Genomic DNA, 25,396 nt, shown 5'->3' with positions numbered 1-25,396 from the left:
CTAAGTTAAATTCGCCAGACTGGTTTCCAATACTTCAATCTTGGCAACCGCGTCGGCTCTTTTCTTCTTCTCCATTTCAACTACTTCAGGTTTCGCATTCTGCACAAAGCGTTCATTGGTCAGTTTCTTATCGCAACTGGCTACAAATCCTTTCAGGTAATCCAGTTCTTTCTGCAAATCTTCTTTCTGCAAGCCTGTATCCACTGGCTTTTCTGATTCAATATAAAACTGATCCTTCCCAATTACCGCAGCAATGGTTTGTGGTACCGCTTCCGAAACATAACCAATGGATGCAGCATTTACCTGCTTCAATAAGATCGACTGTATCGTATTAAACAATTCCGTCTGGGTCGTATTCACAAACAAGCGAATGCTTTCCTTTGGCTTGAGCTGTGCCTTATTCCGCTGATCCCGAATGCCACTGATTACCTGCTTTAGCAATTCGCCTTCCGCCAGGAAACTTACCTCCGATTTAGTTGCTGCTGCTGTTGGCAATGCGTCTAACGGAAGAAACTGTCGCACACAAAGTTCATCTCCCTCTTTCCGATCCGCCAGCAAATGATAAATTTCTTCCGTAATGAATGGCATATAGGGATGCAACAACTGCACCAGCTCTTCATAAAATGCAATGGCCTGTTGCAGGTGCCATGCATTCACCGGCTCATCCACTCCTGGTTTGATCCATTCCAGGTACCAGCTGCAATAATCATCCCATACCAGGGAGTAAATGGTTTTCAATGCTTCACTCAGGCGGAACTGCTGCATCAACTGATCCACCTCTGCACGCACCTGGTTTAACCGGCTGCGGAACCAGGCATTGGGCCAGTTCATACTCGCAAACTGCTCAGTTTGTTTATCCGGATGGAAGCTCTCCCGATCTTTCCACATCGTGATCAGTTTGAGCGCATTCCACATTTTGTTGTTGAAATTCCTTCCCTGCTCCAGCGCCGCTTCATCAAAGAGCAAATCATTTCCGGCAGGAGAGGAGATCATAATTCCAAATCGAACGGCATCTGCTCCATACTTATCAATCAGCTCCAGCAGATCTGGTGAGTTACCCAGACTCTTACTCATCTTACGTCCCTGCTTGTCACGAACCATGCCGGTGAAATACACATCGCGGAAAGGAATCTGTTTCTCGTATTCCATACCTGCCATCACCATGCGCGCTACCCAGAAGAAAATAATATCCTGGCCGGTTACTAACACAGATGTCGGATAGTAATATCGGATTTCTTTATTACCGGGTTCCGTAATTCCATTGAAAACTTCAATTGGCCACAACCAGGATGAGAACCAGGTATCCAGTACGTCTTCGTCCTGTTTCAAATCTTCCGCACTGAAACTTACAGCACCATTGGATTGTACAAATGCCTGGTAGGCTTCCTCTCTTGTTGCTGCCACCTGGAAACTTCCATCGGGCGCATAGAAAGCCGGGATTTGTTGTCCCCACCACAACTGGCGACTGATACACCAATCCTTCACATTTTCCAGCCAGTATTTATAGGTAGCTAAAAACTTATCGCCCGGATGTATTCTGATATCACCACTTACTACTGCATTCAAAGCAGGTTCAGCGAGTTCTTTCATGCGTACAAACCATTGGGTAGAGATCCGCGGTTCCACTACCACACCTGTACGCTGACTGTAACCCAGCCTGGTACTGTATTCTTCTTCCTTCACCAACTGCCCGTTTTCACGCAATGCTTCCACTACCAGTTTACGCGCCTTGAAGCGATCCACACCTATATGAATCTGTGCAGCTTCACTTAAAGTGCCATCTGCATTCAGGGTGTCAACCACTTCCAACTGGTGTTTCAATCCCAGGTTGTAATCATTGATGTCATGTGCCGGCGTCACTTTCAGTGCACCGGTTCCAAAGGCTGTATCTACGTATTCATCAAAGATGATGGGTATTCTCCGGTTGATGAGGGGCACATAAGCAAAAGCTCCTTTCAAGTGCGCATAACGTTCATCGTTAGGGTTCACACAAATCGCCGTATCTCCCATAATGGTTTCGGGTCTTTGTGTTGCGATAACAATTCCTTTGCCGGCAAAAGTTTCCAAAGGCTGACCATCTGCAGCTTCCAGCCGGTAACAAACATGATACAATTTGCCCTGGATATCCTTGTATTCTACTTCCTCGTCACTTAACGCTGTTTTGGCAGATGGATCCCAGTTGATCATACGCGCACCACGATAGATAAGTCCCTTTTTATAGAGATCAACAAATACTTCAATTACAGCTTTATAATAATGATCATCCATGGTGAAGCTCACCCGGTTCCAATCCACACTGCATCCCAGTCGCTCGATCTGGTTATAGATGATACCACCATATTTTTCTTTCCATTCAAAAGCATAACGAAGGAATTCCTCCCGGCTCAGATCTGCCTTTTTGATGCCTTTTTCTTTTTCGAGCATCTGTACCACTTTGGCTTCAGTGGCGATGGAAGCATGATCGCTACCAGGCACCCAGCAGGCATTGAAACCACTCATCCGGGCTTTGCGAACCAGGATATCCTGCACCGTTTCATTCAGCGTATGACCCATGTGTAATACTCCCGTTACATTGGGAGGGGGGATGACCACCGTAAAGGCCGGACGCTCATCCGGTTTGCTGGTGAAATACGCCTTATCCTTCCAAATTTGGGTCCACTTGGCCTCCGCTTCCGCGGTCATAAAATTCTTAGTCAATTCCATATGCTTGCCTTGCTTTCGTGCAGGGTCGCAAAAATAAGAAAAGCTACCCGTGCTACCTAAGCCCTCCTTTACGCTACTAAAATTTTTAGTATTTAATTTGTTTATGTTTGGTGTCCATACTAAATTTGAGTGTTCATTTGACGTCTCACGTCTCACGTTTGACGTCTCACATCTCACATCTCACATGTTCGCCATCGTCGACATAGAAACCACCGGCGGCTTTGCCTCCAGCAATGCCATCACCGAAATTGCCATCATCCTGCACAATGGCAGGGAAGAGGAGGGAAGGTATAGTACCCTGATTAATCCCGGCCGGCCAATTCCCCGTGCCATCACAGCACTTACCGGCATATCAGATGAAATGGTGATCAATGCACCTTCTTTTGACAGCATTGCGCCACATATTCACAACCTGCTGCAGAACCGGATTTTCGTGGCGCATCATGTGAACTTTGATTATTCCTTTGTGCAAAGCCACCTAGCTGAAGCCGGCTTCCCGTTGCGATCAAAAAAACTCTGCACTGTTAGACTGGCCAGACAGGTGTTTCCTGGTCTCGCCAGTTATAGTTTAGGCAATCTCTGCAGGTCCTTGTCTATCCCGATTGAAAACCGGCATAGGGCAGAAGGAGATGCTGCTGCCACCAGTATTCTCTTTGCACGCATGGTAGAAGCCGATGAAGGAAAGATCCTAACGGCTATGACTAAGGGAAAAAATGCGGAACAGTTTTTACCTCCCAATTTACCGGTGGAAGAACTGGACCAATTGCCGCAGGGACCTGGTGTCTATTATTTTGAATCAGCCAAAAAGCAGGTGCTCTATGTAGGCAAGGCCGTGAACCTGAACAAAAGAGTACGCACGCATTTTTCGAACAACGATAAAGGCAAACGAAAGCAGGATATGATGCGCCAGGTGCATCATATCCGGTTCACGACCTGTGCCAGTGAACTCATGGCACTGATCCTGGAAAGCCAGGAAATCCGGCAGCTCTGGCCTCCTTTCAACCGGAGCCAGAAAAAATATCACCATCGGTATGGACTCTATTGTTATGAAAACAGGCATGGCCTCATGCAACTGGTGATTGAAAAAAAGCGAACCAATTTACCGGCCCTGCACACCTTCAACTGGTTGCAGGAAGGGCACCAATTTATTCGCCGCGTAAAAGAAAAAGTGGAACAGGAAGGCAACCTGGAATTACAGGAGCCCGTTCTATACAATCAATACCTGACGCGTGCCATAGAAGAATACCAGCAACAATTCCCCACCGTTGCCCTGGTTGAAAAAGATCATTATTTCACCAAACGCTACGCGGTATACCTGCTGGAAAAAGGAAAATTTTGGGGAATGGGTTACCTGGAAGATCCCTATGCACTTGGAAACCGGTTGGATTCCTTTAAGGAAAAGATCTCCCCCTCTCCTGATAATGACTTTATCAGGGGGCTACTCTATCAGTCGCTCTCTTCCGGATCGCGAATCAGTATCCCGTTGGAAGAGTGATTATTAGCTGCTCCAAACCACAAAAGTAACCACTGCTATGGCTGCGTAAAGAGCAAGAACGATTACCACCAGTTTAGCAGTGCTTGCCTGTGACAAATCGAACAATCGTTTCATAATTAACCGTTTAGTCCTTCAAAAAATGTTAGATGTGGATTCAGGTTTCAACGGGCCGGGGTAAGCATCGCTTAATTAATTGCGACCTTTAAATATAATAAATTAAACAGATTTAACCAATTTTTGTGTTACCCCATCCAGGCGGAAAATTTTTAGCTTATTTTCATTTAAACAACAGACTTTATGAAACGAGAGCTCAGCTCCTGGTACAGTCCGGCGCTTCAAAAAGAAATGCCCATCGCCAGTTATGGCCATTACGGTTTTGCCTTGTTGCTGATTCCCACTGCGGCAGCCGATTACCTCGAGTACGAACGTTTCCAACTGATTGATGCTATCGCCCCTTTTATTGAATCAGGTAAAGTGAAAGTTTTTTCCATCGATAGTATCAACCGCGAAAGCTGGATGAATAACGAGATGGATCCCCGCCATAAATCCATCCGCCACCAGCAATGGAATGATTATGTCTACAATGAAGTGGTTCCTTTTATTAAGATGAACACTTCTTTTGATACCCCCATTATCGCTTGTGGCGCTTCCTTTGGCGCCCTGCACAGCGCCAACCTCTTTTTCAAGCGGCCCGATCTTATCAATGGCATTATTGCTATGAGCGGGGTGTACGACCTGACGGAATACACCAAGGGCTATTTTGATGAAGATGTTTATTATAACAGTCCGGCTCATTATATGCCCAACCTCACCGATCATGCCATCCTGGAACAGATCCGCGCCAGTCATCATATCCACCTGCTCTCCGGCAGTGGAGCACATGAAGCGCCTGATGCAGCTCGTAGCATGGCTTCCATCCTTTATAATAAGGGTATCTGGTATGAACTGGATATCTGGGGATCAGACATGACCCACGACTGGCCTACCTGGCGCAAGATGTTACCCCATTACCTGGGTACGCGGTTTTAATTCAGGAAGAGAGTCCCCGGTTCAGCAGTTGAATAAATTCAGCCCGGGGAATCATTCGTGCACCTAACGACTCCAGGTGTTCCGTATACACCTGGCAATCGATCAGCTCTATGCCTTCCGTTGCCAATTGCTGCACCAGTTTGATAAAGGCAAATTTGCTGGCATTAGGTTTCAATGAAAACATGCTTTCGCCAAAGAAAAAAGGCCCCAACCGCAGGCCATACAGGCCACCTACGAGCTCTCCCTGCTCCCAGGCTTCCGCACTTATTACAAAACCCAGTTCGTGCAGTCGCGTATACGCTTCAATTAATTCAGGCTGGATCCAGGTTCCCGGTTGGTCCCTGCGTGGCACTTTCCCGCAGGATTCAATTACCCGGCGAAAAGCAGTATTGTACCGATAGTCATATTTGGGCTGGTTCAGGTAGGGCCGCATGCTTTTCTGAATCCTTAATTCAGCAGGAAATAATACAAATCGGGGATCCGGACTCCACCACAGGATTGGGCCTTCATCATACCATGGAAAGATGCCGGAACGATAGGCGAGCAGCAATCGTTCTACTGATAAATCACCCCCAACCGCCAACAGGCCATCTTCATTTGCCAACTCCACAGGGGGAAATAGCAGTGCTTCTTCCAGCAGGAAAACAGGCATATCAGGCTGTGATTTCTACAGTAGCACCAATGCCTCTTTCAGTAATGGCATCACACATGGTTTTCAATTCTTCGTATTCACCATTTTTCACTGCGTATTTGCCTTTGGTATGAATAAAAAGGGCACACTGTTCGGCCTGCTCAGGTGTATGTCCGCATACCGAAATAAGGGTTTCAATCACCCAGTCGAAGGTGTTTACTTCATCGTTCCATACAATCAGCTGGTAGGGCGTTCCGGTATCTGTTAGTACATCCACCTCCACCTTGAATTCATGCTCCTGACCTTCTTTGTAATTGAACATAGATCGATTCTTTACTGTAAAAATAAAAAAGCCCCGCAAAAATGCGAGGCTTCTTTTGTGGGAGCACACGGATTCGAACCGCGGACCCTCTGCTTGTAAGGCAGATGCTCTGAACCAGCTGAGCTATGCTCCCGAAAGGGATGTGGAAGCACACGGATTCGAACCGCGGACCCTCTGCTTGTAAGGCAGATGCTCTGAACCAGCTGAGCTATGCTTCCTTCTGAAAAGATCAACCCGTCGTTTAACGGGATTGCAAAGATAAGGGCTGAATGATTTCCGCAAAATTTTTTTCGCAGTTTTTATAAAATCAAAGCGACCATTCCACCAATTGATTCACCCATTCCTCCCGATACGGTGTTGCTACTCGGATATAATTATCTGTATATCCTTCCATCATCCCGTTTTTTGCATGCCCCTCAAACAATACTTTTCTTTTTTGTCCACTATGTTGTTGTTGAAAATACTGCTGCTTCATGTAACTCAGGTTGCGCAGGGTTTTATTCCGCTCATTGCGCACCTGCACAGGCACCACCGGTTTTATCTCCAATGCATGCGTATTCGGCCTTTCAGAATAGGTAAACACATGCAGGTAACTCACTTCCAGTTCATGCAAAAAATCAAATGTTTCCTGGAACTCCTTTTCTGTTTCTCCAGGAAATCCGACAATTACATCCACTCCAATAGAAGCATGCGGCATTAATGTCTTGATCCGCTGCACCCGGTCTGCATACAATTCTCTTTTATAACGCCTACGCATAAGCGCCAGTAGTGTATTGCTTCCGCTTTGCAATGGTATATGAAAATGCGGCATAAACTTTTTACTGCCTGCCACAAATTCAATGATCTCATTGGTCAGCAGATTCGGTTCTATGGAAGAGATTCTGTACCGTTCAATTCTTTCTACTTCATCCAGCACACGAACCAGTTCATAAAAACTTTCTTCGTGCTTTTTATTTCCATCCGGCCCCTTTCCAAAATCACCCAGGTTCACACCTGTTAACACGATTTCTTTCACTCCTTCCGATGCAATCTTCTTTGCATTTTCCAATACATTCTGAATCGAATCACTCCGGCTCTTTCCTCTTGCCATAGGTATGGTGCAGAAGGAACAACTGTAATCACATCCATCCTGCACTTTCAAAAAGGTCCTCGTGCGATCATTGACCGACCAGGAGGCATTGAATCCACTTACTTCCTCTATATCACAACTGCAGATTTTAGCCTGGTCCGATTTGGTCAGCGCCTCCAGGTGTTGCGCAATATTGAATTTCTCAGCAGCTCCCAACACCAAATCCACCCCCGGAATCTGAGCAATCTCTTTGGGCTTTAACTGCGCATAACAGCCCGTGATCACTACCATGCTTTCAGGTGCCCGGCGTTGGATCCGGCGCACCAATTGCCGGCATTCCTTATCCGCATTATCCGTTACCGAACAGGTATTGATTACATACACGTCGGCTGCTTCATCAAAGTTTTTTTTGACAAAGCCTTCCTTCTCCATCAACCGGCTGATCGCTGAGGTCTCTGAAAAATTAAGTTTACACCCGAGTGTATGAAATGCCACTGATCTTTTTTCGGCCATAGGGCCGCAAAGATACGTAGATTTGGCCCCATGCGGAAAGCCCCGATCCTTTATTTCCTTCTTGCGCTGCTGCTCTTGGCCGGCTGGTTTTTAACCCGGACTAACAATTCACAACCCACTGAAAATAACCGATTTGCGAATAAAATCACCAAACTCGTTTATACCAAACATGGCCGTTGCCGGATGGATTGCCGCCAGATCACAGAGGCTGAAGTGAAGGAAATCATCCTCCAGGGCAGGATCAACCAGCAGAAATCCGACCCGGCTGATAAACCCTGTCCCACCTATGCCATTGAAGGCTATTCCAGCCAGGATAACCAACATATCCGCGTAGTAGTGGCCGATTGTCAGTCTGCGCTCAAGCTGGTTACCTGCATCGACCTGGATAAAGATCACCGCTGTTCCTGTTATTAATGCCTGAACCCCATGCTTAAAAAGATCCTGCAAACCATTTATAGTGTCTACGGTTTTTTGCTTTTTGTTATCCTCCTGCTCTTGTTGCTGCCCCTGTTTTTTATTGCTTCCCTTTTGGGAGAGATCAAGGGCGGGAATATGATTTATAAAGTCTGCAGCTGGTGGGCCGATGCCTGGCTTTTCCTCATCGGTATTCATACCAAAATCATTCATGAACAACAACAATCAGAAATACGCCCCTGCATTTTTGTGGCCAATCATATTTCCTATATGGATATCCCGATGATTGTAAAAATCCTCCGGGAACCCATCCGGGTATTGGGCAAACAGGAGATGGCAGGCATTCCAATTTTCGGTTTCGTGTATCGAAATGCGGTAGTCATGGTTAACCGAAAAAATCCGGAACAAAGACAAAAATCTGTGAACCGCTTAAAAGCAGTACTTCGACAAGGCATCTCCATTTTTATTTTTCCCGAAGGCACGTTTAATGAATCAGATGCGCCACTCAAATCCTTTTACGATGGCGCATTCCGGATTGCCCTGGAAACCAATACACCTATCCAGCCCATTATCTTTCCCGATACCGTGAAAAGACTGCATCATAAGTCGGTGTTTTCCCTGAGTCCGGGTAAATGCCGCGCTGTATATTTGCCCATGGTTGATGTAAGTGCCTACTCACAACAAGACCAGGAAGCGTTGAAGCAGGCTGTGTACAACCAGATGGAAGCAGGTTTGCTTCGCTATACCAATAATGCTAGCTAGTGGATTCTCTTTTCACAGACATAGATCCTTCCTCCACACCCACGCACTTCGTAGAGGTGCTGATTCCGCTTGCCCTTCCCAAAAACTTTACCTGGAAAGTGCCCCCGGAACTGGTTGCCGCTGTACAACCCGGTGTGCGGGTTGAAGTGGTATTTGGAAAGAATAAAAAATACGCCGGCATTGTAAAAAGGGTTCACCAGGAAGCGCCTGCCTCCTTTGACCCCAAACCCATCCTGAATGTACTGGATGATGCCCCTATTGTTTTTCTCCAGGAACTGGCTTTCTGGGAATGGATTGCCGATTACTATATGTGTTCAGAAGGAGAAGTGATGCAGGCTGCCCTTCCTACGCATTTTAAACTCAGCAGTGAAACCATCCTGCTCTTTAATGAAACCATAGGAGAAGATTTCTCCCACCTGGATCTAGACGATGAAGAATTCCTCGTAGCCGAAGCCCTGCTGCTGCGCAAGGAATTAAAACTGCTGGAAGTTCAGCAAATTCTGGATGCCACTCATGTGTATCCCGTCATCAAACGCCTGCTCGAAAAACAGGTCTGTTTTGTTTGGGAAGAACTCAAACATACCTACAAGGAAAAGAAAGAAACTTATGTTCACCTGCAGCCTCAATTCCAGCAGGAAGAACAACTGGCTGAACTGATGAATTCCTGGAGCCGCGCTCCCAAACAACTGGAACTCCTGCTCGCTTATCTCCACCTGCTCAAAACTGAAGGAGAGGTGAAGCAATCGGAACTCCTGAAAAAATCCGGAGCCAGCAGTGCACAGCTAAAGGGACTCATTGAAAAAAACGTGCTCTGGACAGAAAGCCGGTCCGTAGACAGACTCGCAACTCTTCCTAAGAACATCCAGATTCCTTTTACCCTTAGCGAACAACAGGAAACCGCCCTGCATTCCATACGCGAACAGTTCAATCATAAACAGGTCTGCCTGTTAAGAGGCATAACTTCCAGCGGTAAAACCCTGCTCTACACCAAACTGATGGAAGAGATGCTGCTTCAGGGCAAACAGGTACTGTACATGCTGCCGGAGATCGCACTAACGGCCCAGGTCATACGCAGACTCCAAAGTTATTTCGGCGGTTATATTGTGATCTATCACAGTAAGTTCAATTCCAGTGAACGACTTGAACTCTGGAACAAAGTGAAATCAGGAGAAGCCAGGATTATCCTGGGGGCACGCTCCGCCATCTTCCTGCCTTTCCGGGAACTGGGACTCGTTATCTGTGATGAAGAACATGATCCTTCTTACAAACAACAGGATCCTGCCCCTCGCTACAATGCAAGAGACGCGGCTATTTATCTTGCCTCCCTTTTTAATGCCCGGGTGGTATTGGGTTCTGCCACACCTTCTCTTGAATCGTATTACAATGCCATGCATGGGAAATACGGACTCGTAGAACTTTCCCAGCGCTACGGTGATATCCAGCTACCAGAAATCCAACTGGTGGATACCAAACTGGTCTATACGCCTGATCGCTCCAAACCGATTATCACACCCCAATTGCAGGAAGCCATCGAACTGGCCATCCAGCAAAACAAACAGGTCATTCTCTTCCAAAACAGAAGAGGGTATTCTCCCTACCAGGTTTGCCAAACCTGTGGCTGGATTCCCCATTGTAAAAACTGCGATGTATCCCTAACCTTTCATAAAATTCAGAACAAACTGGTCTGCCACTATTGCGGTACTTCCTATCCAATGGTTTCAGTTTGCGAAGCCTGTGGCAACCACCAGTTCACCCAACAGAATTTTGGTACCGAACGCATTGAAGAAACCCTGCAGGAAATCTTTCCCAAAGCGAGAATTGCCCGTATGGATGTGGACGCCGTCAAGGGCAAACATGCACATGATGCGCTCATCCAGCTTTTTGAGCAACACCGGCTTGATATCCTGGTAGGTACCCAAATGGTGGTAAAAGGTCTCGACTTCGACAAAGTAGCCCTTGTTGGTATCCTGGATGCAGACGCCATCCTGGGTTTTGCTGATTTCCGCGTGAATGAAAGAGGTTTCCAGTTAATGGAACAGGTGAGTGGGAGAGCTGGCAGAAAGGGCGCGCAGGGTTTGGTGCTGATCCAGGTACGTAACCTGCAGCATCCTGTTTTATTGCTGGTTCAGCAACACGATTACAAAGCCTTTGCAGAATTTGAACTGAACAACCGCCATCAGTTTGGATACCCGCCTTTCAGTCGCATGATCCAGCTCAGCTTCCGGCACAAAGATCAAAATACAGTCAGACAGGCTGCCCACCAAATGGCCAACTGGCTCAACCCTCATTTTGGACAGTACCTCGTTGGCCCTGCTGCCCCGGTTGTAAACCGTGTACGCAATCAATATCGCATGGAACTGGTGATCAAATTACCCAAGGAAGCGGGATTGCTGCAACACTGCAAGGAACAGATTGAACTCTTAACTGCACACCTGCACCAGCAGCCTCCGTTTAAATCGGTTACCGTTATTCCGGATGTAGATCCTTTGTAAAGTTCAGGATGCTTTCATATTCGTGAATGAATATTCCCTTACCACCAGACTTGGCCGACTCTAACATAGCCAACGCCACTACCGATGCATTGATGGGCTTGTATTTCTTCCAGCTTCCTACCATAAAAAGAGAATATACCGGCGCCAACACCTGCGCTATTTTTTCCCCAAGTCTGTTCTCCTTTCGTTGGCCCAATAGCAAAGAGGGCCGGAAGATATGTACCTGGGGAATCATCAGCCTGGAAACAGCTTCCTCTACCACTCCCTTTAACTTGAGGTAAAAATTATTGTTGTTATTGGCATCGGCCCCTATAGAAGAAACCAGGATGAATCCATACACGCCCGATTCCGCAGCCACAGTAGCCGCCGTCACAGGGATATCATAATCTACTTTACGATATGCCTCCCGATCTCCTTTCACTTTTTTCAGGGTAGTTCCCACCGCACAAAAGAGGGTCTCGGCTCCCTGGATGGCAGGCCGGTACTCCGACACCACACTGAAATCGATCACATGCTCCACCAGTTTGGGATGCTGCTGGTTCAGCGATCGGCGCACCAGCACATGCACTTCCGAATAATAAATATCCTCCAGGAGGAGTTGCAAAAGATGTTGACCAATTAATCCGGTTGCTCCTAACAAACAGGCTTTTCTGCTCATACCTTTGGTGTATTATTGTTATATGAAAGTCCTGGAAAATAGTTCGCTGAAACCATACAATACCTTCGGAATCGATGCCAGCGCCCGGTGGCTCGCGGCCTTTGAAGATACCGAAAGCCTGGAAGAAATCCTCTATGAGGTTCAACAAACTCCGCTCTCGCAACAGGCCGTATTGGTATTGGGAGGTGGCAGTAATATCCTCTTCACCCACAACTGGCCGGGCTGGGTACTGCGCAATGAGATCCGCGGCATTGAGGAAGTACACGAAGATGCAGAATATGTCTATATCAAAGCAGGAGCAGGGGAGAACTGGCACGAGTTTACGCAGTATTGCATTAACAAAGGCTGGGCGGGACTGGAAAACCTCTCCCTCATTCCAGGTAAAGTGGGGGCTTCTCCCATGCAGAATATTGGTGCTTATGGCGTAGAGTTAAGAGATGTGTTTTGGGACCTCGAAGCCTATCACAAACAGGATAAAGCAGTACATACCTTCACCGCATTGGATTGTGAATTTGGGTATCGCGACAGTGTATTTAAAAACCGCTACCGCGATCAGTTTATCATACTTTCTGTTACCTTTCGCTTACGCAAACACCCCATCTTTCACCTGGAATATGGTGCCATCAAACAGGAACTGGAAAAAATGGGCGTTCACGAAATTACCATTCAGCGCGTAGCCCAGGCCGTTATGAATATCCGGCGTTCCAAATTACCTGATCCGGCACAGATTGGTAATGCAGGTTCCTTCTTTAAAAATCCTGTGATCAGCCAGGAAAAATTTGAAGTGTTGAGAGGCCATTACCCTCAAATCGTTTCCTATCCCGCTAAAGAGGGTTTTGTAAAACTGGCGGCCGGCTGGCTGATTGAACAATGCGGCTGGAAAGGCTATCGCAAAGGCGATGCCGGTTGTCATGATAAGCAGGCACTGGTGCTGGTAAACCATGGCGCTGCCAAAGGAGATGAGATCTTTAACCTCAGCCAGGAAATCCTGGAAAGTGTGGAGTTCAAATTCGGTGTTATCCTGGAGAGAGAAGTAAATATTATTTAAAGCAGATGCAGCAGTCAAACAGGTTCTTTGGTCAAGCAAAGAAAAACGATGAGAACCTGCCTTATCCTTTTCGCTTTTTTACTTGGAAGCCTTGCCCTGCAAGCCCAGGATCGCATTTTCAAAAAAGATGGTCAGATTATTGCCGCTAAAGTAACGGAAGTAGGTGTAGACGAAGTCAAATACCTGTTGCAGGAAGACCCAACCGGACCGGTTTATGCCATCGAAAAAATCCAGCTGATAAAGATTGTATTCGCCAATGGCAGAGTAGAAACCTATCACCAGCAATTGAAAGATCCATCCCTCTACGCTGATCAGAAAAAATCCGCCCTCAAACTGAATTTTCTCTCCCCGCTTTTTGGTCACACTTTACTGACCTATGAAAAAAGCCAGGCACCTGGACGCTCCATTGAAATGAGTTTGTCTTTAATTGGTCTTGGTAAAAATATTTCCTTCGATGATTATTACTATGATCCTGTTACCGGTCTAAGTATGGAATACCGTCGCGGTGCAGTTGGTGCTGCAGTCGGATTTGGTTACAAATTCATCAAAACTCCGGATTTCCTCAACCGTAACATTCGCTACGCGCATATTCTTCAGGGTTCCTATTTCAAACCGGTTGCCTATCTCGGAACATACAGTGAAAACATTATTGTCCAGAAAAACAACAGTGTTGAAAAAGATCGCCGCACACTTGTTTATGGCACCTTGATGATGGAATTTGGCAAACAGTGGGTAGTTGCTGACCGGGTTGTGCTGGATATGTTTTTTGGTGTTGGTTATGGGTTTGACAATGTCAATGACAACGGCAGCTACAACTCCTACGCAGATGAATATGCTGCGTACCATTATACCAATATCAAGCTTGGAAAAGCCCCGGCATTGGCACTCAACACCGGGTTCCGGATTGGTATCTTATTAGGTCAGGAAAAATCTTCACTGTCCAGTTCATCATCGCGGTAAGAACTACTTCCCAGGTTCACCATGGAACCAATCAGATCCTTGAATTCAATTTTGTTTTCAATGATCTTTTTGCTGATGAGGGAGTAAGCAGATAATCCGTGTAAGACAAATTCCATCAGCAAGGCGCTTTCTTTTTCATTGGCCTTGGGATAGAATTTTTTCACCAGTGCATGCAGCCCGTCTACTGCGTATAACCGTAACAGTTTGTCTGCATCTTTCTGTTGGAAAAACAGATCCAGCTGGTTGCCATTATCAAACCAGCGAGTGATAGCTTTATACGGATTTTCTTCCTCTTTCATGGATTCCTTGCCAGTATTCCTTCTCTTCTTCATTGTTTCCGGGTTAGGGAAATACTGAACAAATAGGGTACGGATGGATTTATCCAATAAGTTCATTGCCACCTGGAAAGGACCTTCCTGCTCTCCTTCATACACCAGTTCGATTTTTCCGGTGAGCGAGGGAATGATTCCCAGCAGATCACTCATCCAGACCTGTGTCTTTTTCTCCTGGTTTACCAGGGCTCTTAACTCAGCAGCACTGATCGCATTTTCAAAGGCGCTTATGGTGAGGCGGGCTGACACCCCGCTTTTCTTATCTACATACTCATTATTCCTTGCTTCAAATGCCACCTGCTCAATGATCCGCTTTACCATATCACTGATCTCCACTTTCTTCAGTTGCTCTTCTTTCACGTCCGCTTCCTGCTCTGTAATGGCCATAGAAGTTTCGATGGATTTCGGATAGTGGGTCAGGATCTGGCTTTCAATCCGGTCTTTCAAGGGGGTTACAATAGATCCCCTGTTCGTATAGTCCTCGGGGTTAGCTGTGAATACAAACACGATATCCAGTGGCATGCGCAGTTTAAATCCACGTATCTGGATATCTCCTTCTTCCAAAATATTGAAAAGTGCCACCTGGATTCTCGCCTGTAAATCCGGGATTTCATTGATCACAAATATGCCCCGGTTGCTCCTGGGAATGATACCATAATGGATCACTTGTTCATCTGCGAAATTGAGTCGCAGGTTAGCAGCTTTAATCGGATCAATATCTCCAATCAGATCAGCCACACTCACATCCGGCGTAGCCAGTTTCTCACCATACCGCTCGGAGCGATGCACCCAGTGAATCGGGGTTTCCTCTCCATGCTGCGCGATCAGATCTTTTGCATGTTTGGAGATGGGCGCGTAGGGATCATCATTGATTTCAGATCCCGCAATGGTGGGGATGTATTCATCCAGCAGGTTCACCATCTGCCGCGCCATCCGGGTCTTGGCCTGTCCGCGTAAGCCGAGGAACAATATATTATGCCTGCTCAACAAGGCTCTCTCTGTGTCCGGTATCACCGTATCCTCATACCCGATAATGCCTTCAAATGGCTGTGTGCCCGCCTGGATATGTTTGATCAGGTTCTCCCTGATCTCCTCCTTCACCGACCTCGCCTTATACCCCGACTTCCTCAATTCTCCTAATGTTGCTATGCTTGTAATATTTTTCATCTTTCCTTAATTCAATGTTCTTAATTGCTTTTGTTTTACTTCTAAATTCTCACTTCATACTTCTCACTTCAGAATGCTTCTCTTCCCACTCTCAAAATCCTTAAATAAAAACGCTCCCAAATGATCCAGCGAAGCAAAAAACGCTTTCCCCTGGTTGGTTTCTGTAAACTCATTTACAAAGCGCTGCAGATAAGGATCCGATGCAATCATAAAAGTGGTGATCGGAATTTTCAACTTCTTACACTGCGCAGCCAGGTTCAGACAGCGAGTTGTAATCTTTCTATCCAACCCAAAGCTGTTCTTATAATAACGCCTACCCACCTTCAAACAGGTAGGCTTGCCATCTGTGATCATAAAGATCTGCTTATTCGGATTTCTCCTACGCCTCAATATATCCATCGCCAGTTCCAATCCGGCTACTGTATTGGTATGATAGGGGCCTACCTGCAAATAGGGCAGGTCTTTGATCTCAACCGGCCAGGCATCATTTCCAAACACCACAATATCCAGGGTGTCTTTGGGATATCTCGTAGTGATGAGCTCACTGAGTGCCATCGCCACTTTTTTAGCAGGCGTAATGCGATCCTCACCATACAATATCATCGAGTGGGAGATATCAATCATCAGCACCGTAGAGGTCTGTGTTTTGAAATCCGTTTCCCGGATCTGCAGATCATCTTCCCTCATTTGGAAAGATTCCACCCCGTGATTGATCTGGGCATTGCGGATGCTTTCCGTAAAATCGATTTGCTCCAGCATATCGCCAAACTGGAAGGGGCGGGTATCCGGACTCACCTCATCTCCTGCACCGGTTTTGAAACTGTTGTGATTGCCCTGGCGGGTTTTCTTCAGCTTACCAAAGATTTCTTCCAGTGATTTCTTTCGAATCCCCTGTTCTGTTTTAGGCGTGATTTTGATATTGCCATTTGCGGGGTCTTCATCGATATATCCTTTCGCTTTCAGGTCCTCAATAAAATCACCCATCCCATATTCTTCACTTGTAAGTTCGTATTGCCGGTCGAGTTGATTGAGCCATTGCAAGGCTTCTCCTACATCACCACTGGTATAGGTCAGCAGCTCCAGAAATAATTTTAAGAGTGTGTCGAAGGTAGTTTTGCCTTGTTCGTCAGGTCGGAACCCACTAAACTTGAATCCTTTCATAGTTATCTGATCTCCTCCAGTATAAATTACAACTTATAACCTAAAAAGTTAGCAATGCCGCCTAAAAAAGAAGACCGCCCAATTCCAGGCGGCCTTCGTATGCAAAGATAGTTGTATGTATTACTTTGAACTGTCCTGCGGCTGCCCAATAGTACCACCAGATTCAATGGATGGCTGAACAGTAGATCCCTGTTTGTAATTGTTCTCCAGCATCTGCAGCATTTGAACCAGTTGCTGTGCACCGGCAATCTCATTACGCATGCCTTCCTGCTTGCGATCCGGCAATTGCGCATAGTATTTCAACTGCTGATCGAAATCCCTGTGCAGCGCCTTGGATACTTTATCAGCAAGTGCTGTATGTCCGGCTTTGTAAGCAGCTTCCAGGAATCGGAAGGTGAAATAGTTGTGCTGATTGCTTCTGCTTGGCATAGCATAGGGCATATTTTCCTGCAGGATTCCCTTATCCGCCATATCCAGCAACTGCTTGGCTTCGTCTTTGCGGTTCGCATCTGCCAATGCACCTGCTCCGTCTGCATATGCAGCACGGATGGTATTCAAATGGCGACGGTTTTCTTCATCAAAATACACCCCGGCAATATCAGCGCTTCCAAATCCAAACTTGTTCTTCAACTTGTCTACCATCCAGTCGGTATTGAAACCGGTATTGTTGGAGATTGGCACCAGGCGATAGGTCAATCCATCCTTGCGCATGAAATTACCGAAGCCCAGTTCAGAAGCGGTATACGGTGCTGTAAAGCAGATCGGGCGCTTCCATTTGTTGGCTGCAATAATATTCAGGATCGCGAGGTCATTTTTCAGCAGGGTATTCTTGTTCTCGGGAATAATCACCGGTACTGCTGTTACCACGCTGTCGCCAGGATTCACGGTTCCATTGGAACGCACCACCTGCTCATCCACCGGCAATACATATTTCTTGGCAGGCAGGTAGTTGATGTTTTCTCCGCCGGTAAGGGCTACTTTGAATGCAGGATCCTCACTTCCTACCACGTTCTTCATTACATCATACAGGTCGTAGAAGCGCTCCTGGTTTACATCGGGACGTGGATTATAGATCACATAATCACGATTGCGGCCTCTGATCTGATCTTCTGACCAGATTACATCAATCGGATCACTTTCATTCACTTTATAGCGAAGCTGGTTGATATACCAGTCGATGCCCAACAGGCTGTTGTTGATTACCCTGATATCCGGACGAATGCCTTCGACTTCCTGGGCATACCAGAGAGGATAGGTATCGTTATCGCCATAAGTGAAGAGTATCGCGTTAGGCGGACAGCTTTCCAGGTAATCCTTCGCCAGGTCGCGGGCCAATACTTTTTTGCTACGATCATGGTCATCCCACTCCTGGAAGCCCATCAGTACTGGTACTGCCAGCAAACATACCAGGGCAGCACTCATATTTGCAATGCGCTCACCTGATTTTTTCATCAGCCACTCACGCACCTGCAATACGCCTAAACCAATCCAGATCGCAAAGGCATAGAAGGATCCCACATAAGCATAATCCCGCTCCCTTGGCTGGTTGCCCGCCTGGTTCAGGTAGAGCACAATGGCGATGCCGGTAAAGAAGAACAGCAATCCCACCACAATGAAATCTCTGCGGTTGGCGAAATACTGGTAGATCAATCCCATGATGCCGAGGATCAGGGGAAGGAAGTAAAGTTTGTTATTGGCTTTGTTGTTTTTCAAGGCTTCGGGCATGGCATCCTGGTTGCCAAGGCGCCAGTTATCAATAAAGGACACACCCGAAATCCAGTTACCATCACGCACATTGGTTGGAGTGAAGCCCTGTACATCATTTTGTTTACCGGCAAAATTCCACATGAAATACCGCCAGTACATCCAGTTCATCTGGTAACCCATAAAGAAGCTGACGTTGTCGGCCATATTGGGTTTTTCACCATCTGCCAGTCCCAGCCAGTCGCGGTAGAAATCCGCATGTCCCTGGTCGTTACTTGCATCCCACACACGCGGGAACAACATCTTGTCTTCATTGGCATATACCGGTTTGATATCATATCCAATGAATTCGTATTTGTCTTTCCCTTTGGAATATTTTTTCTTGGTCTCCGCGTAATCCTTTGGAGAAGCGGTGAACATTTGTCCATATAAAAGAGGAAAATCACCATATTGATCACGACCCAGGTAACCTACCAGTGAATGCGGGTTGTCCACATTGTACATATCCACTGCAGGGTTGGCATTGGAGCGAATCATGGTAGTTACATAACTGCTGTAACCCAGCAACATGAAGATCGCACACCAGATACCAAGGCGCAGGAAGTTCCAATGGTTCTTCTTTGCGGTGTACAGACCATAATAGAATAATACACTCAACAGTATAAAGAAGGCTATAAAACCAGAGAAGAAGGGCATTCCCAGTCCGTTTACAAACTGGATATCAAACCAGCCGGCAGCTTTCACCGACCACTGAATTACTACCACCTGTACAAAACCGGTGATCAGACAGCCTACTATAAAGGCCCAGAATGTTCCCCAGGCAGTTGGCTGATAGCGCTTGAAATAATACACCATCACAATCGCAGGAATGGTGAGGAGGTTTAGCAGGTGTACGCCAATAGAGAGACCCATCATGAAAAAGATGAATACAATCCATTTATCTGAACCTGGTTGATCGGCACTGTGTTCCCATTTCAGGATGGCCCAGAATACCAGGGCAGTGAACAGGGAGGAGAGGGCATATACTTCCCCTTCCACGGCGCTGTACCAGAAAGAATCAGAAAAAGTGTAAGCCAGGGCACCTACAGCACCGGCACTGATGATGGCAAAGATCTGCTGACCGGTAGGTTCAGCGTTGTTGGTTACCACCAGTTTGCGCGCAAAATGGGTAATGGTCCAGAAAAGAAAGAGAATGGTAAATCCACTGGCCAGGGCACTCATGATGTTTACCGCAATGGCAGGATTACTGCCGCCAAAGATCACAACGAAAATGCGACCCAACAATACAAAGAGGGGAGCTCCGGGCGGGTGCGGGATCTGTAACTTATAAACGCTCGAAATAAATTCACCGGTATCCCATAAACTGGCGGTGGCTTCCATTGTCAGCAGGTACACGGTGCAGGCAATTGCGCAGATGACCCAGCCGGCAAGGTTGTTCACTTTCTTAAAATTCATACAGCATTGGTTTATACAAGGCGTGGCAAATTAAAGTAAATGCTTTTAAAAGCCGCCACGGCCCAAAAATTTGTGAAAATAGTTGTTATTGGAAGAAAATCCTGACTGTCTGGTAAAAAAGGCGGTTTTGCAGGTAGGTATTCTGGCTTTGCTCACCATAGCCCTGCAAACCAAAGAGCCCGGCTGCATTGCCTTTATTGATAGATATCTCCAGGTAACCCGCCGCATTAAAATGCGCCAGCTTTTCTCCCTCTGGCACATCTGCATAGTTATTGGAGAGGCGTTCGATGGTTTCATTGCGTTTGAAGAGAATCGTGAATCCCCTTCCTTTTCTCTGGGCTTCAAACTGCTCCCTGGTGATATTGACCACCACATTTTCGAACTGATCAATATAGATAATTTGTCCCTCAATAGTGTTTTCCTGTAGCAGGGGCTTGAGTGGATTCTTCTCCAGGTAAGGAAAATCAGGTTCTCCGATATCCGTAATTCGTTCGCCCCGGTTCAGTGCCGCGATGGCTTTACCAAACACTTCGATGCAATGCAGGGTATGCCCCTGTATCTGTGGATCCATCGGCAGACCGATCACCAGTTCCGGTTTTTCTTCCAGGATCATGGGCAGCAGGCCATTGTCGGCACAGAGATAATACTGGTTCTTATGATACGCCAGCAAAAGGTGACTGTTCCTGCGCTCAAAAAGATTGACCAGTATTAAGTGGTACGACAATTCAGGAAAATGACGGATGGCATTTCTGCAGATATAAGCTGCCTGCGGATAGTTGAAAGGTCGAATACCATGACTGATATCCACCAGGTTGAAAGAAGGATCGATCCTCAGGAGCAACCCCTTGACTGCGCCTGCCAGGTAATCCTGGGTGCCAAAATCGGATGTAAGTGTGAGTACCGCCATGAACAGTTTGCGAAGGTACTACTTCACCAGTTTGCCTTCTTTGAAAAAAAACTTATGAGTCAGTTTATCTGCCAGTGAAGGGAAGAACCGGTTCATGAATACCGCGCGTTTACCCGTGTACGTTAGAACAAGCGTACGTTTCTTTTTTTCCATGGCATCCAGGATATGCTGGGCACATTCATCGGCGGTCATCAGTTTGCTTTCATCCATAGGAGAGGAGCCCTGTGATTTAGCCTCCGCATTGAGGGCGGCGTTTCGGATATTGCTGGCCGTGAATCCCGGTGCGATCCACATCACGTGTACATTATGATCCAGCATTTCGGTGCGCAATGCTTCGAGCCAGCCCTGCAGGGCAAACTTGGAAGCGGAGTAAGCACTTCTGCCTGGCAGTCCTCGGTACCCGGCGATGCTGGAGATGCCGAGGATCATACCCTGGTTTTGGATGATGCTGGGCAGTGCGTATTTGGTGCAATAGACGGATCCAAAGAAATTGATCTCCATAACCTGGCGGAATACATTCAGGTCGGCATCTTTAAAAAGGGCGCGCATAGAGATACCGGCATTATTGATAAGGATATCAATTTTGCCGAAGGTGTCGAGGGTAGACTGGATGAATTTTTTACAGTCTTCTTCTTTGCTGACATCCGCCACTACAGTGTGGAGCATCACATTGGTGTATTCCATCTGCAGGTTATACAGTTTATCATAACTGCGTCCGCAGGTAGCAACTTTAGCTCCGAGGGGGATGAGTTGATCGATCAGGGCTTTTCCGATTCCTTCACTGCCACCGGTGATGGCAATCACTTTATTGGTAAAAAAATCACGCATGTTGTTCACTATCTTTTGCAAACCTATCTAAAAAAAAGCACCTTTGAATAAGCGGCAATTGGTTTGCAGCCAATTTGTTAGCCAAAGAAAAAAGAACGGAAAAAAAATAAAAAAAATTTGGGGCGAAACGATTAATCCCTATTTTTGCACTCCCAAAACAAACAATACAGTTGTTAAAACGGGTAAGATCCTGTAGCTCAGTTGGTAGAGCAATACACTTTTAATGTATGGGTCCTGGGTTCGAGTCCCAGCGGGATCACTGGAAGCCCCTCAATATTGAGGGGCTTTTTTATTCGGATTATTTCAATTCTTGTTGCTTATTGGAGCACCTAGGTGCGATCAGTTAGATTTTAATAAAATAGTCTGTTGAAAATGACTAAGATCGTTTTCAGAACAAGCGTATAAAAAGTAAGCAGCATACCGGGCAGAATAAAAAGAGGATATAAACCCAGTTTGAGGGCAGCTTACCTTATCCGGGGTAGTACAAAAGTTCCACCACCCTGTTTCAATTCCAGTGAAATTATTTCTCCGTTCGCGTTTCGGATTACCTTAAAATTTGCACCCGGAACTTCTTCCAGCGTAAATGAATTAAGGTCACTGAAAATTGTAGTATATCCACCTGCTGGCTGACCATTTTGCTGAATAATTAATGTGCCGCCAGATAGTTTCAGGGAAATCGTATCCGAATTCAGTTTATAATTACCCACATAAAGAGCAGCACTATCAAGTGGTAGCTTAATTTTTTTTCTAAATTCCGGATTAAAAAATCCAGCCCAGTTGTATACCTGTGCAATGCTGTTCGTTAACTCTGAGATAATAGCATAGTTATCGCCATTGATCATAATAACAAATCCCTTCCCATCTTCCAGTGAACCGTAAGAGGTACAGAGAAATGCTTCATTGCCACCATTGTGGTTAAAATAGGTAATGTTACCTTTCTTTTGGATGAACACACCCAGAGCCGATACCGAATCAATATAGGGAGTCATTCTTTTTCGCATCATTGCCTGCGATAGCACTTTCTTTGACTTACCCTGGTAAGCGAGTTGACATTCGATGATATATCGGGCGAGGTCAGAAGGCGTAGTCCAAAGTCCGGCAGCTGCCTGTTCGGGATAGACATGAAAATTTCCATTTACAGAAGATCCGTTTTGTGCATAATAACCGGTGGCCAATTCAGCATGATCAACCGGTGGTTGTTGGTAAGAACTGTTTTTCATGCCAAGTGGTTTCAGTACGTTCTCCTGCATATACTCGGCATAGGGTTGTCCGGTGATATCCTCTACCAGCAATTGGGAGATGGTTGTGCCTCCGCCAGAGTATTGGAATTTTAAACCCGGTTCAAAAGCCGAGCGGACAGCTCCACTGTTGGCAGGTTTTTTACCATCCAATAGTTCAGGGAGTGTTGGCAATTTATCTGATCTTTTATACCCCCGGAATCCATGAACGGTTAGTCCGGCAGTGTGACTCAGTAAATGAAAGCTGTTGATTTTTTTTCCTTTGGAAACGCTGTCATAGGGAAATCGCCATCTCTTCAAGTACTGGTTGACATCTGCTTCGGGATCGAGTTTTTTTTCCTCCACCAATTTCAATAGGCCCAGGCTATTCAGGCTTTTACTAATAGAAGCTGCCTGGAACCGGGTTTCTGTAGTAGCTTTTTTTCCGGATGCCACATCGGCCCAACCATAGGCTTTAGCCCATTGAATTTCATAGTTCTGGATAATAGCGATGCTCAGTCCTTTAATCCCCAATTCTTTCATGCGTACTTCCAAGTTATTTTTGGGGATGCTGTCGCCATATATAATGGTGGGCGACAAGGAGTTTTCCACTTTTTTTATGAGGGATTCGACATGGGGATCTCTGACTTGTGAATGTAGATGCAGGCTATGAAATACGACGAATCCAATAAGGAGGAGGCTGCGCATGGGATAGGTTTAATTTGACACTGTTAGAAATAAAAGTAGCACCAAATTAATTAATACATAGTTATGTTTACTCGCATTCTTGGATTACCACATGTACTGCCTTTGTTCATCCTCTCCGATTGTTGAAAGGGCAATGCTAGCAAATCAATTCAAGTAAAAAAGCCATAACGCACAAAATCTTACTCATTTCTGACCAGTAACCAGGCGCTTATATTTTCAACTAACTTTTCCATGGAATCCCCATCAATGGCAGCAAGTTATAACCAGTAGCTTATCAAGCCGGAATATCTTGATTGAATATACCCATTGATGAAATGCCTGACCCCCTCGCTTCTAATGAATACAAACTATTGGCCGTATGCTGTTATGTTGCTTCTACCTTGTTTTCACAAGTTTTACCTGCTTTCGCTCTTTTCCTTGTATCAGCTCCACCATGTACATGCCGGGTGAATAATTTTCCCCGAAGCGGAAAGTAGTTGTAGAGGGCATTCGCTCCATTCGTTCAATAACTCGACCGTTCATATCCATCACATTCAGATAGATCTTTTCTTTCGCATTGCTTTCCACCAACACTGTAAAAGCACCTGCAGATGGATTCGGCATCGCTTTCAGATTCAATGCAGAAGAACCTTCTGTCAATTCTGAACTTGTTCTACCTGGGAAACTGGCCATTGTTTTTGAAGCGCTGAGCTTGCATTTCAAATTATTGAATGTATCAAAAGTAGTAGCCAACTGCAACATCGAATTTCTGTTTCCACTTGCAAGTGCCGTATTGGTGCTGGAAATAAGTTGCTGCGAACTCCTTGGATAATCCACATCCGGATGTGCCGCATTAAGTAGAGCTGCAACTGCTGCCCGGAGCAATATTTTCGCAGTTCCTACTGTTCCTGATCCACCCGTACTTTCCAATGCCTGTTGTAAGGTAAGATTATCCAGTCCGTATGCATCTGGAACATTGAAGACAGATTCCACCGTTTGTGTGGATGAATAGCCTGTTGTTTGCCAGGCCCTTTTATTATTCTTCCAATAACCAGTTCCACAACCTTCCGTGCCAATGGTTTCACAATTGAGGTTCACTGTAATAGATCCTGAACAGATTTGATTCTTTTCTACTTCCAATTTGTAAACACCTCCGGTAAGGCCTACGAAAGTTGGGTTGCCCGCGATAAGCGTCCCGGATTCCTGTACCTCGAAATTGCCATTTACCTCTTTCAATAAACGGTATTTGTAAGGGGCTTTAATACCGCTTGCCTGAACTACAAAACTACCATCATTTCCTCCACAAACAGGTGGATTGATATTGGCAGGTGTAAGCGTCAGAGCTGCCTGTGGTAGTGCCACTGTTGTATTTCCGCTACATGTGCCACCTTTTTCTATCTCTACCTTGTAAGTGCCACCCGTCAACCCGATGAAAGTTGGATTTCCTGCTAGCAGTGTGCCCATTTCCTGAACCACAAAGCTGCCATTCGTTTCTTTTAGCAGGAGATATTGGTAAGGAGGTATAATACCACCGGCCTGAACTACAAAACTACCATCATTTCCTCCACAAACAGGTGGATTGATATTGGCAGGTGTAAGCGTCAGAGCTGCCTGTGGTAGTGCCACTGTTGTATTTCCGCTACATGTTCCGCCTTTTTCTATTTCTACCTTGTATGTGCCGCTCGTCAGCCCAATGAAAGTTGGATTTCCAGCTATCAGTGTGCCCATTTCCTGAACCACAAAGTTGCCATTCGTTTCTTTGAGGAGACGATATTGGTAGGGAGCAACAATACCGCCAGGCTGTACTACAAAACTTCCATTATTTCCTCCGCAGGAAGGATA

Annotated in this window: 19 protein-coding genes and 3 tRNA genes; 8 read left to right on the top strand and 14 right to left on the bottom strand. The window is 46.1% G+C overall.

Annotated elements, in window-relative coordinates; all coding sequences use genetic code 11:
• Complete coding sequence (locus tag MD536_RS04710; RefSeq protein WP_239596258.1) at positions 1-2,703, bottom strand: valine--tRNA ligase; 2,703 nt, start codon at positions 2,701-2,703, stop codon at positions 1-3.
• A 184-nt stretch (positions 2,704-2,887) separates the two neighbouring features.
• On the opposite strand from MD536_RS04710, the gene MD536_RS04705 reads away from it, so the two are divergent.
• The gene (locus MD536_RS04705) at positions 2,888-4,198 is read left to right on the top strand and encodes an exonuclease domain-containing protein (protein ID WP_239596255.1); all 1,311 of its coding nucleotides are present in this window, start codon (positions 2,888-2,890) and stop codon (positions 4,196-4,198) included.
• 297 nt (positions 4,199-4,495) lie between these two features.
• Entirely contained in the window at positions 4,496-5,227 is a 732-nt protein-coding gene (locus MD536_RS04700) for an esterase family protein (protein WP_239596253.1), read from the top strand.
• Position 5,228: 1 nt separating this feature from the next.
• Here the strand turns inward: MD536_RS04700 and aat are convergent, their stop codons facing one another.
• The 5 genes from aat to mtaB all read right to left on the bottom strand — a co-directional run bounded on the left by aat (position 5,229) and on the right by mtaB (position 7,762).
• Positions 5,229-5,879, bottom strand: coding sequence for a leucyl/phenylalanyl-tRNA--protein transferase (aat, locus tag MD536_RS04695; protein ID WP_239596252.1), 651 nt, complete (start codon positions 5,877-5,879; stop codon positions 5,229-5,231).
• 1 nt (position 5,880) lies between these two features.
• Positions 5,881-6,180 (bottom strand): ATP-dependent Clp protease adaptor ClpS, encoded by a 300-nt coding sequence (locus tag MD536_RS04690; RefSeq protein ID WP_239596251.1) that lies wholly within the window; start codon positions 6,178-6,180, stop codon positions 5,881-5,883.
• A 58-nt stretch (positions 6,181-6,238) separates the two neighbouring features.
• Positions 6,239-6,313: transfer RNA gene (locus tag MD536_RS04685), tRNA-Val, on the bottom strand.
• Positions 6,314-6,323: 10 nt separating this feature from the next.
• A tRNA-Val gene (locus MD536_RS04680) sits at positions 6,324-6,398 on the bottom strand.
• A gap of 89 nt (positions 6,399-6,487) precedes the next feature.
• The gene (gene mtaB, locus MD536_RS04675) at positions 6,488-7,762 is read right to left on the bottom strand and encodes a tRNA (N(6)-L-threonylcarbamoyladenosine(37)-C(2))-methylthiotransferase MtaB (RefSeq protein ID WP_239596250.1); all 1,275 of its coding nucleotides are present in this window, start codon (positions 7,760-7,762) and stop codon (positions 6,488-6,490) included.
• A gap of 30 nt (positions 7,763-7,792) precedes the next feature.
• Here mtaB and MD536_RS04670 point away from each other — a divergent pair, with 30 nt between their 5' ends.
• From MD536_RS04670 to priA, 3 genes are read left to right on the top strand one after another with little or no spacing between them, the layout of a single operon-like run.
• Positions 7,793-8,176 carry a DUF4258 domain-containing protein gene (locus tag MD536_RS04670; RefSeq protein ID WP_239596249.1) on the top strand — a complete coding sequence of 128 codons (384 nt, stop codon included), beginning with the start codon at positions 7,793-7,795 and terminating at the stop codon, positions 8,174-8,176.
• Between the two features lie 12 nt (positions 8,177-8,188).
• A complete protein-coding gene (locus MD536_RS04665; protein ID WP_239596248.1) occupies positions 8,189-8,938 on the top strand; it encodes a lysophospholipid acyltransferase family protein in 750 nt (249 codons plus the stop codon).
• The gene (gene priA, locus MD536_RS04660; RefSeq protein WP_239596247.1) at positions 8,938-11,430 is read left to right on the top strand and encodes a replication restart helicase PriA; all 2,493 of its coding nucleotides are present in this window, start codon (positions 8,938-8,940) and stop codon (positions 11,428-11,430) included. Before MD536_RS04665 ends, priA begins: the two co-directional genes overlap by 1 nt.
• Here priA and MD536_RS04655 read toward each other — a convergent pair.
• Complete coding sequence (locus tag MD536_RS04655; protein WP_239596246.1) at positions 11,405-12,088, bottom strand: NAD(P)H-binding protein; 684 nt, start codon at positions 12,086-12,088, stop codon at positions 11,405-11,407. The genes priA and MD536_RS04655 overlap by 26 nt on opposite strands.
• Before the next feature lie 22 nt (positions 12,089-12,110).
• On the opposite strand from MD536_RS04655, the gene murB reads away from it, so the two are divergent.
• Together murB and MD536_RS04645 are read left to right on the top strand one after the other, a co-directional pair.
• The gene (gene murB / locus MD536_RS04650) at positions 12,111-13,136 is read left to right on the top strand and encodes a UDP-N-acetylmuramate dehydrogenase (RefSeq protein ID WP_239596245.1); all 1,026 of its coding nucleotides are present in this window, start codon (positions 12,111-12,113) and stop codon (positions 13,134-13,136) included.
• 48 nt (positions 13,137-13,184) lie between these two features.
• Positions 13,185-14,096 (top strand): hypothetical protein, encoded by a 912-nt coding sequence (locus MD536_RS04645; RefSeq protein ID WP_239596243.1) that lies wholly within the window; start codon positions 13,185-13,187, stop codon positions 14,094-14,096.
• On the opposite strand, the gene MD536_RS04640 is transcribed toward MD536_RS04645, so the two are convergent.
• The 5 genes from MD536_RS04640 to MD536_RS04620 all read right to left on the bottom strand — a co-directional run bounded on the left by MD536_RS04640 (position 14,057) and on the right by MD536_RS04620 (position 21,650).
• Entirely contained in the window at positions 14,057-15,595 is a 1,539-nt protein-coding gene (locus MD536_RS04640) for a sigma 54-interacting transcriptional regulator (protein WP_239596239.1), read from the bottom strand. The genes MD536_RS04645 and MD536_RS04640 overlap by 40 nt on opposite strands.
• Positions 15,596-15,658: 63 nt before the next feature.
• Positions 15,659-16,756: a vWA domain-containing protein gene (locus tag MD536_RS04635; RefSeq protein WP_239596237.1), complete on the bottom strand. Its 1,098-nt coding sequence runs from the start codon at positions 16,754-16,756 to the stop codon at positions 15,659-15,661.
• A 120-nt stretch (positions 16,757-16,876) separates the two neighbouring features.
• Positions 16,877-19,915, bottom strand: a complete 3,039-nt coding sequence (locus MD536_RS04630; protein ID WP_239596234.1) for a glycosyltransferase family 117 protein — start codon at positions 19,913-19,915, stop codon at positions 16,877-16,879.
• 85 nt (positions 19,916-20,000) lie between these two features.
• The gene (locus MD536_RS04625) at positions 20,001-20,822 is read right to left on the bottom strand and encodes an SAM hydrolase/SAM-dependent halogenase family protein (protein WP_239596233.1); all 822 of its coding nucleotides are present in this window, start codon (positions 20,820-20,822) and stop codon (positions 20,001-20,003) included.
• Between the two features lie 18 nt (positions 20,823-20,840).
• Positions 20,841-21,650 carry an SDR family oxidoreductase gene (locus MD536_RS04620; protein WP_239596232.1) on the bottom strand — a complete coding sequence of 270 codons (810 nt, stop codon included), beginning with the start codon at positions 21,648-21,650 and terminating at the stop codon, positions 20,841-20,843.
• 186 nt (positions 21,651-21,836) lie between these two features.
• Between MD536_RS04620 and MD536_RS04615 the strand changes: the two genes are divergently transcribed.
• A tRNA-Lys gene (locus MD536_RS04615) sits at positions 21,837-21,909 on the top strand.
• 205 nt (positions 21,910-22,114) lie between these two features.
• Here the strand turns inward: MD536_RS04615 and MD536_RS04610 are convergent.
• A complete protein-coding gene (locus tag MD536_RS04610; RefSeq protein ID WP_239596231.1) occupies positions 22,115-23,575 on the bottom strand; it encodes a serine hydrolase domain-containing protein in 1,461 nt (486 codons plus the stop codon).
• Between the two features lie 375 nt (positions 23,576-23,950).
• A complete protein-coding gene (locus MD536_RS04605) occupies positions 23,951-25,282 on the bottom strand; it encodes a T9SS type A sorting domain-containing protein (RefSeq protein ID WP_239596230.1) in 1,332 nt (443 codons plus the stop codon).
• Between the last annotated feature and the right edge of the window lie 114 nt (positions 25,283-25,396).

It is taken from the genome of Flavihumibacter cheonanensis (genome assembly GCF_022352215.1).
Lineage (GTDB): Bacteria > Bacteroidota > Bacteroidia > Chitinophagales > Chitinophagaceae > Flavihumibacter > Flavihumibacter cheonanensis.
The sequence above is the reverse complement of the archived record's forward strand: the minus strand, read 5'-3'. Positions and strand labels throughout refer to the sequence as shown.

Coding starts and splice junctions, on each gene's coding strand:
- MD536_RS04670 (WP_239596249.1), top strand. CDS start 7,793: ATGCGGAAAGCCCCGATCCTTTATTTCCTTCTTGCGCTGCTGCTCTTG.
- murB (WP_239596245.1), top strand. CDS start 12,111: ATGAAAGTCCTGGAAAATAGTTCGCTGAAACCATACAATACCTTCGGA.
- MD536_RS04610 (WP_239596231.1), bottom strand. CDS start 23,575: ATGCGCAGCCTCCTCCTTATTGGATTCGTCGTATTTCATAGCCTGCAT.
- MD536_RS04625 (WP_239596233.1), bottom strand. CDS start 20,822: ATGGCGGTACTCACACTTACATCCGATTTTGGCACCCAGGATTACCTG.
- MD536_RS04710 (WP_239596258.1), bottom strand. CDS start 2,703: ATGGAATTGACTAAGAATTTTATGACCGCGGAAGCGGAGGCCAAGTGG.
- MD536_RS04705 (WP_239596255.1), top strand. CDS start 2,888: ATGTTCGCCATCGTCGACATAGAAACCACCGGCGGCTTTGCCTCCAGC.
- MD536_RS04700 (WP_239596253.1), top strand. CDS start 4,496: ATGAAACGAGAGCTCAGCTCCTGGTACAGTCCGGCGCTTCAAAAAGAA.
- MD536_RS04645 (WP_239596243.1), top strand. CDS start 13,185: ATGAGAACCTGCCTTATCCTTTTCGCTTTTTTACTTGGAAGCCTTGCC.
- mtaB (WP_239596250.1), bottom strand. CDS start 7,762: ATGGCCGAAAAAAGATCAGTGGCATTTCATACACTCGGGTGTAAACTT.
- MD536_RS04605 (WP_239596230.1), bottom strand. CDS start 25,282: ATGGGCACACTGATAGCTGGAAATCCAACTTTCATTGGGCTGACGAGC.
- MD536_RS04635 (WP_239596237.1), bottom strand. CDS start 16,756: ATGAAAGGATTCAAGTTTAGTGGGTTCCGACCTGACGAACAAGGCAAA.
- aat (WP_239596252.1), bottom strand. CDS start 5,879: ATGCCTGTTTTCCTGCTGGAAGAAGCACTGCTATTTCCCCCTGTGGAG.
- MD536_RS04640 (WP_239596239.1), bottom strand. CDS start 15,595: ATGAAAAATATTACAAGCATAGCAACATTAGGAGAATTGAGGAAGTCG.
- MD536_RS04630 (WP_239596234.1), bottom strand. CDS start 19,915: ATGAATTTTAAGAAAGTGAACAACCTTGCCGGCTGGGTCATCTGCGCA.
- MD536_RS04655 (WP_239596246.1), bottom strand. CDS start 12,088: ATGAGCAGAAAAGCCTGTTTGTTAGGAGCAACCGGATTAATTGGTCAA.
- MD536_RS04665 (WP_239596248.1), top strand. CDS start 8,189: ATGCTTAAAAAGATCCTGCAAACCATTTATAGTGTCTACGGTTTTTTG.
- MD536_RS04620 (WP_239596232.1), bottom strand. CDS start 21,650: ATGCGTGATTTTTTTACCAATAAAGTGATTGCCATCACCGGTGGCAGT.
- MD536_RS04690 (WP_239596251.1), bottom strand. CDS start 6,180: ATGTTCAATTACAAAGAAGGTCAGGAGCATGAATTCAAGGTGGAGGTG.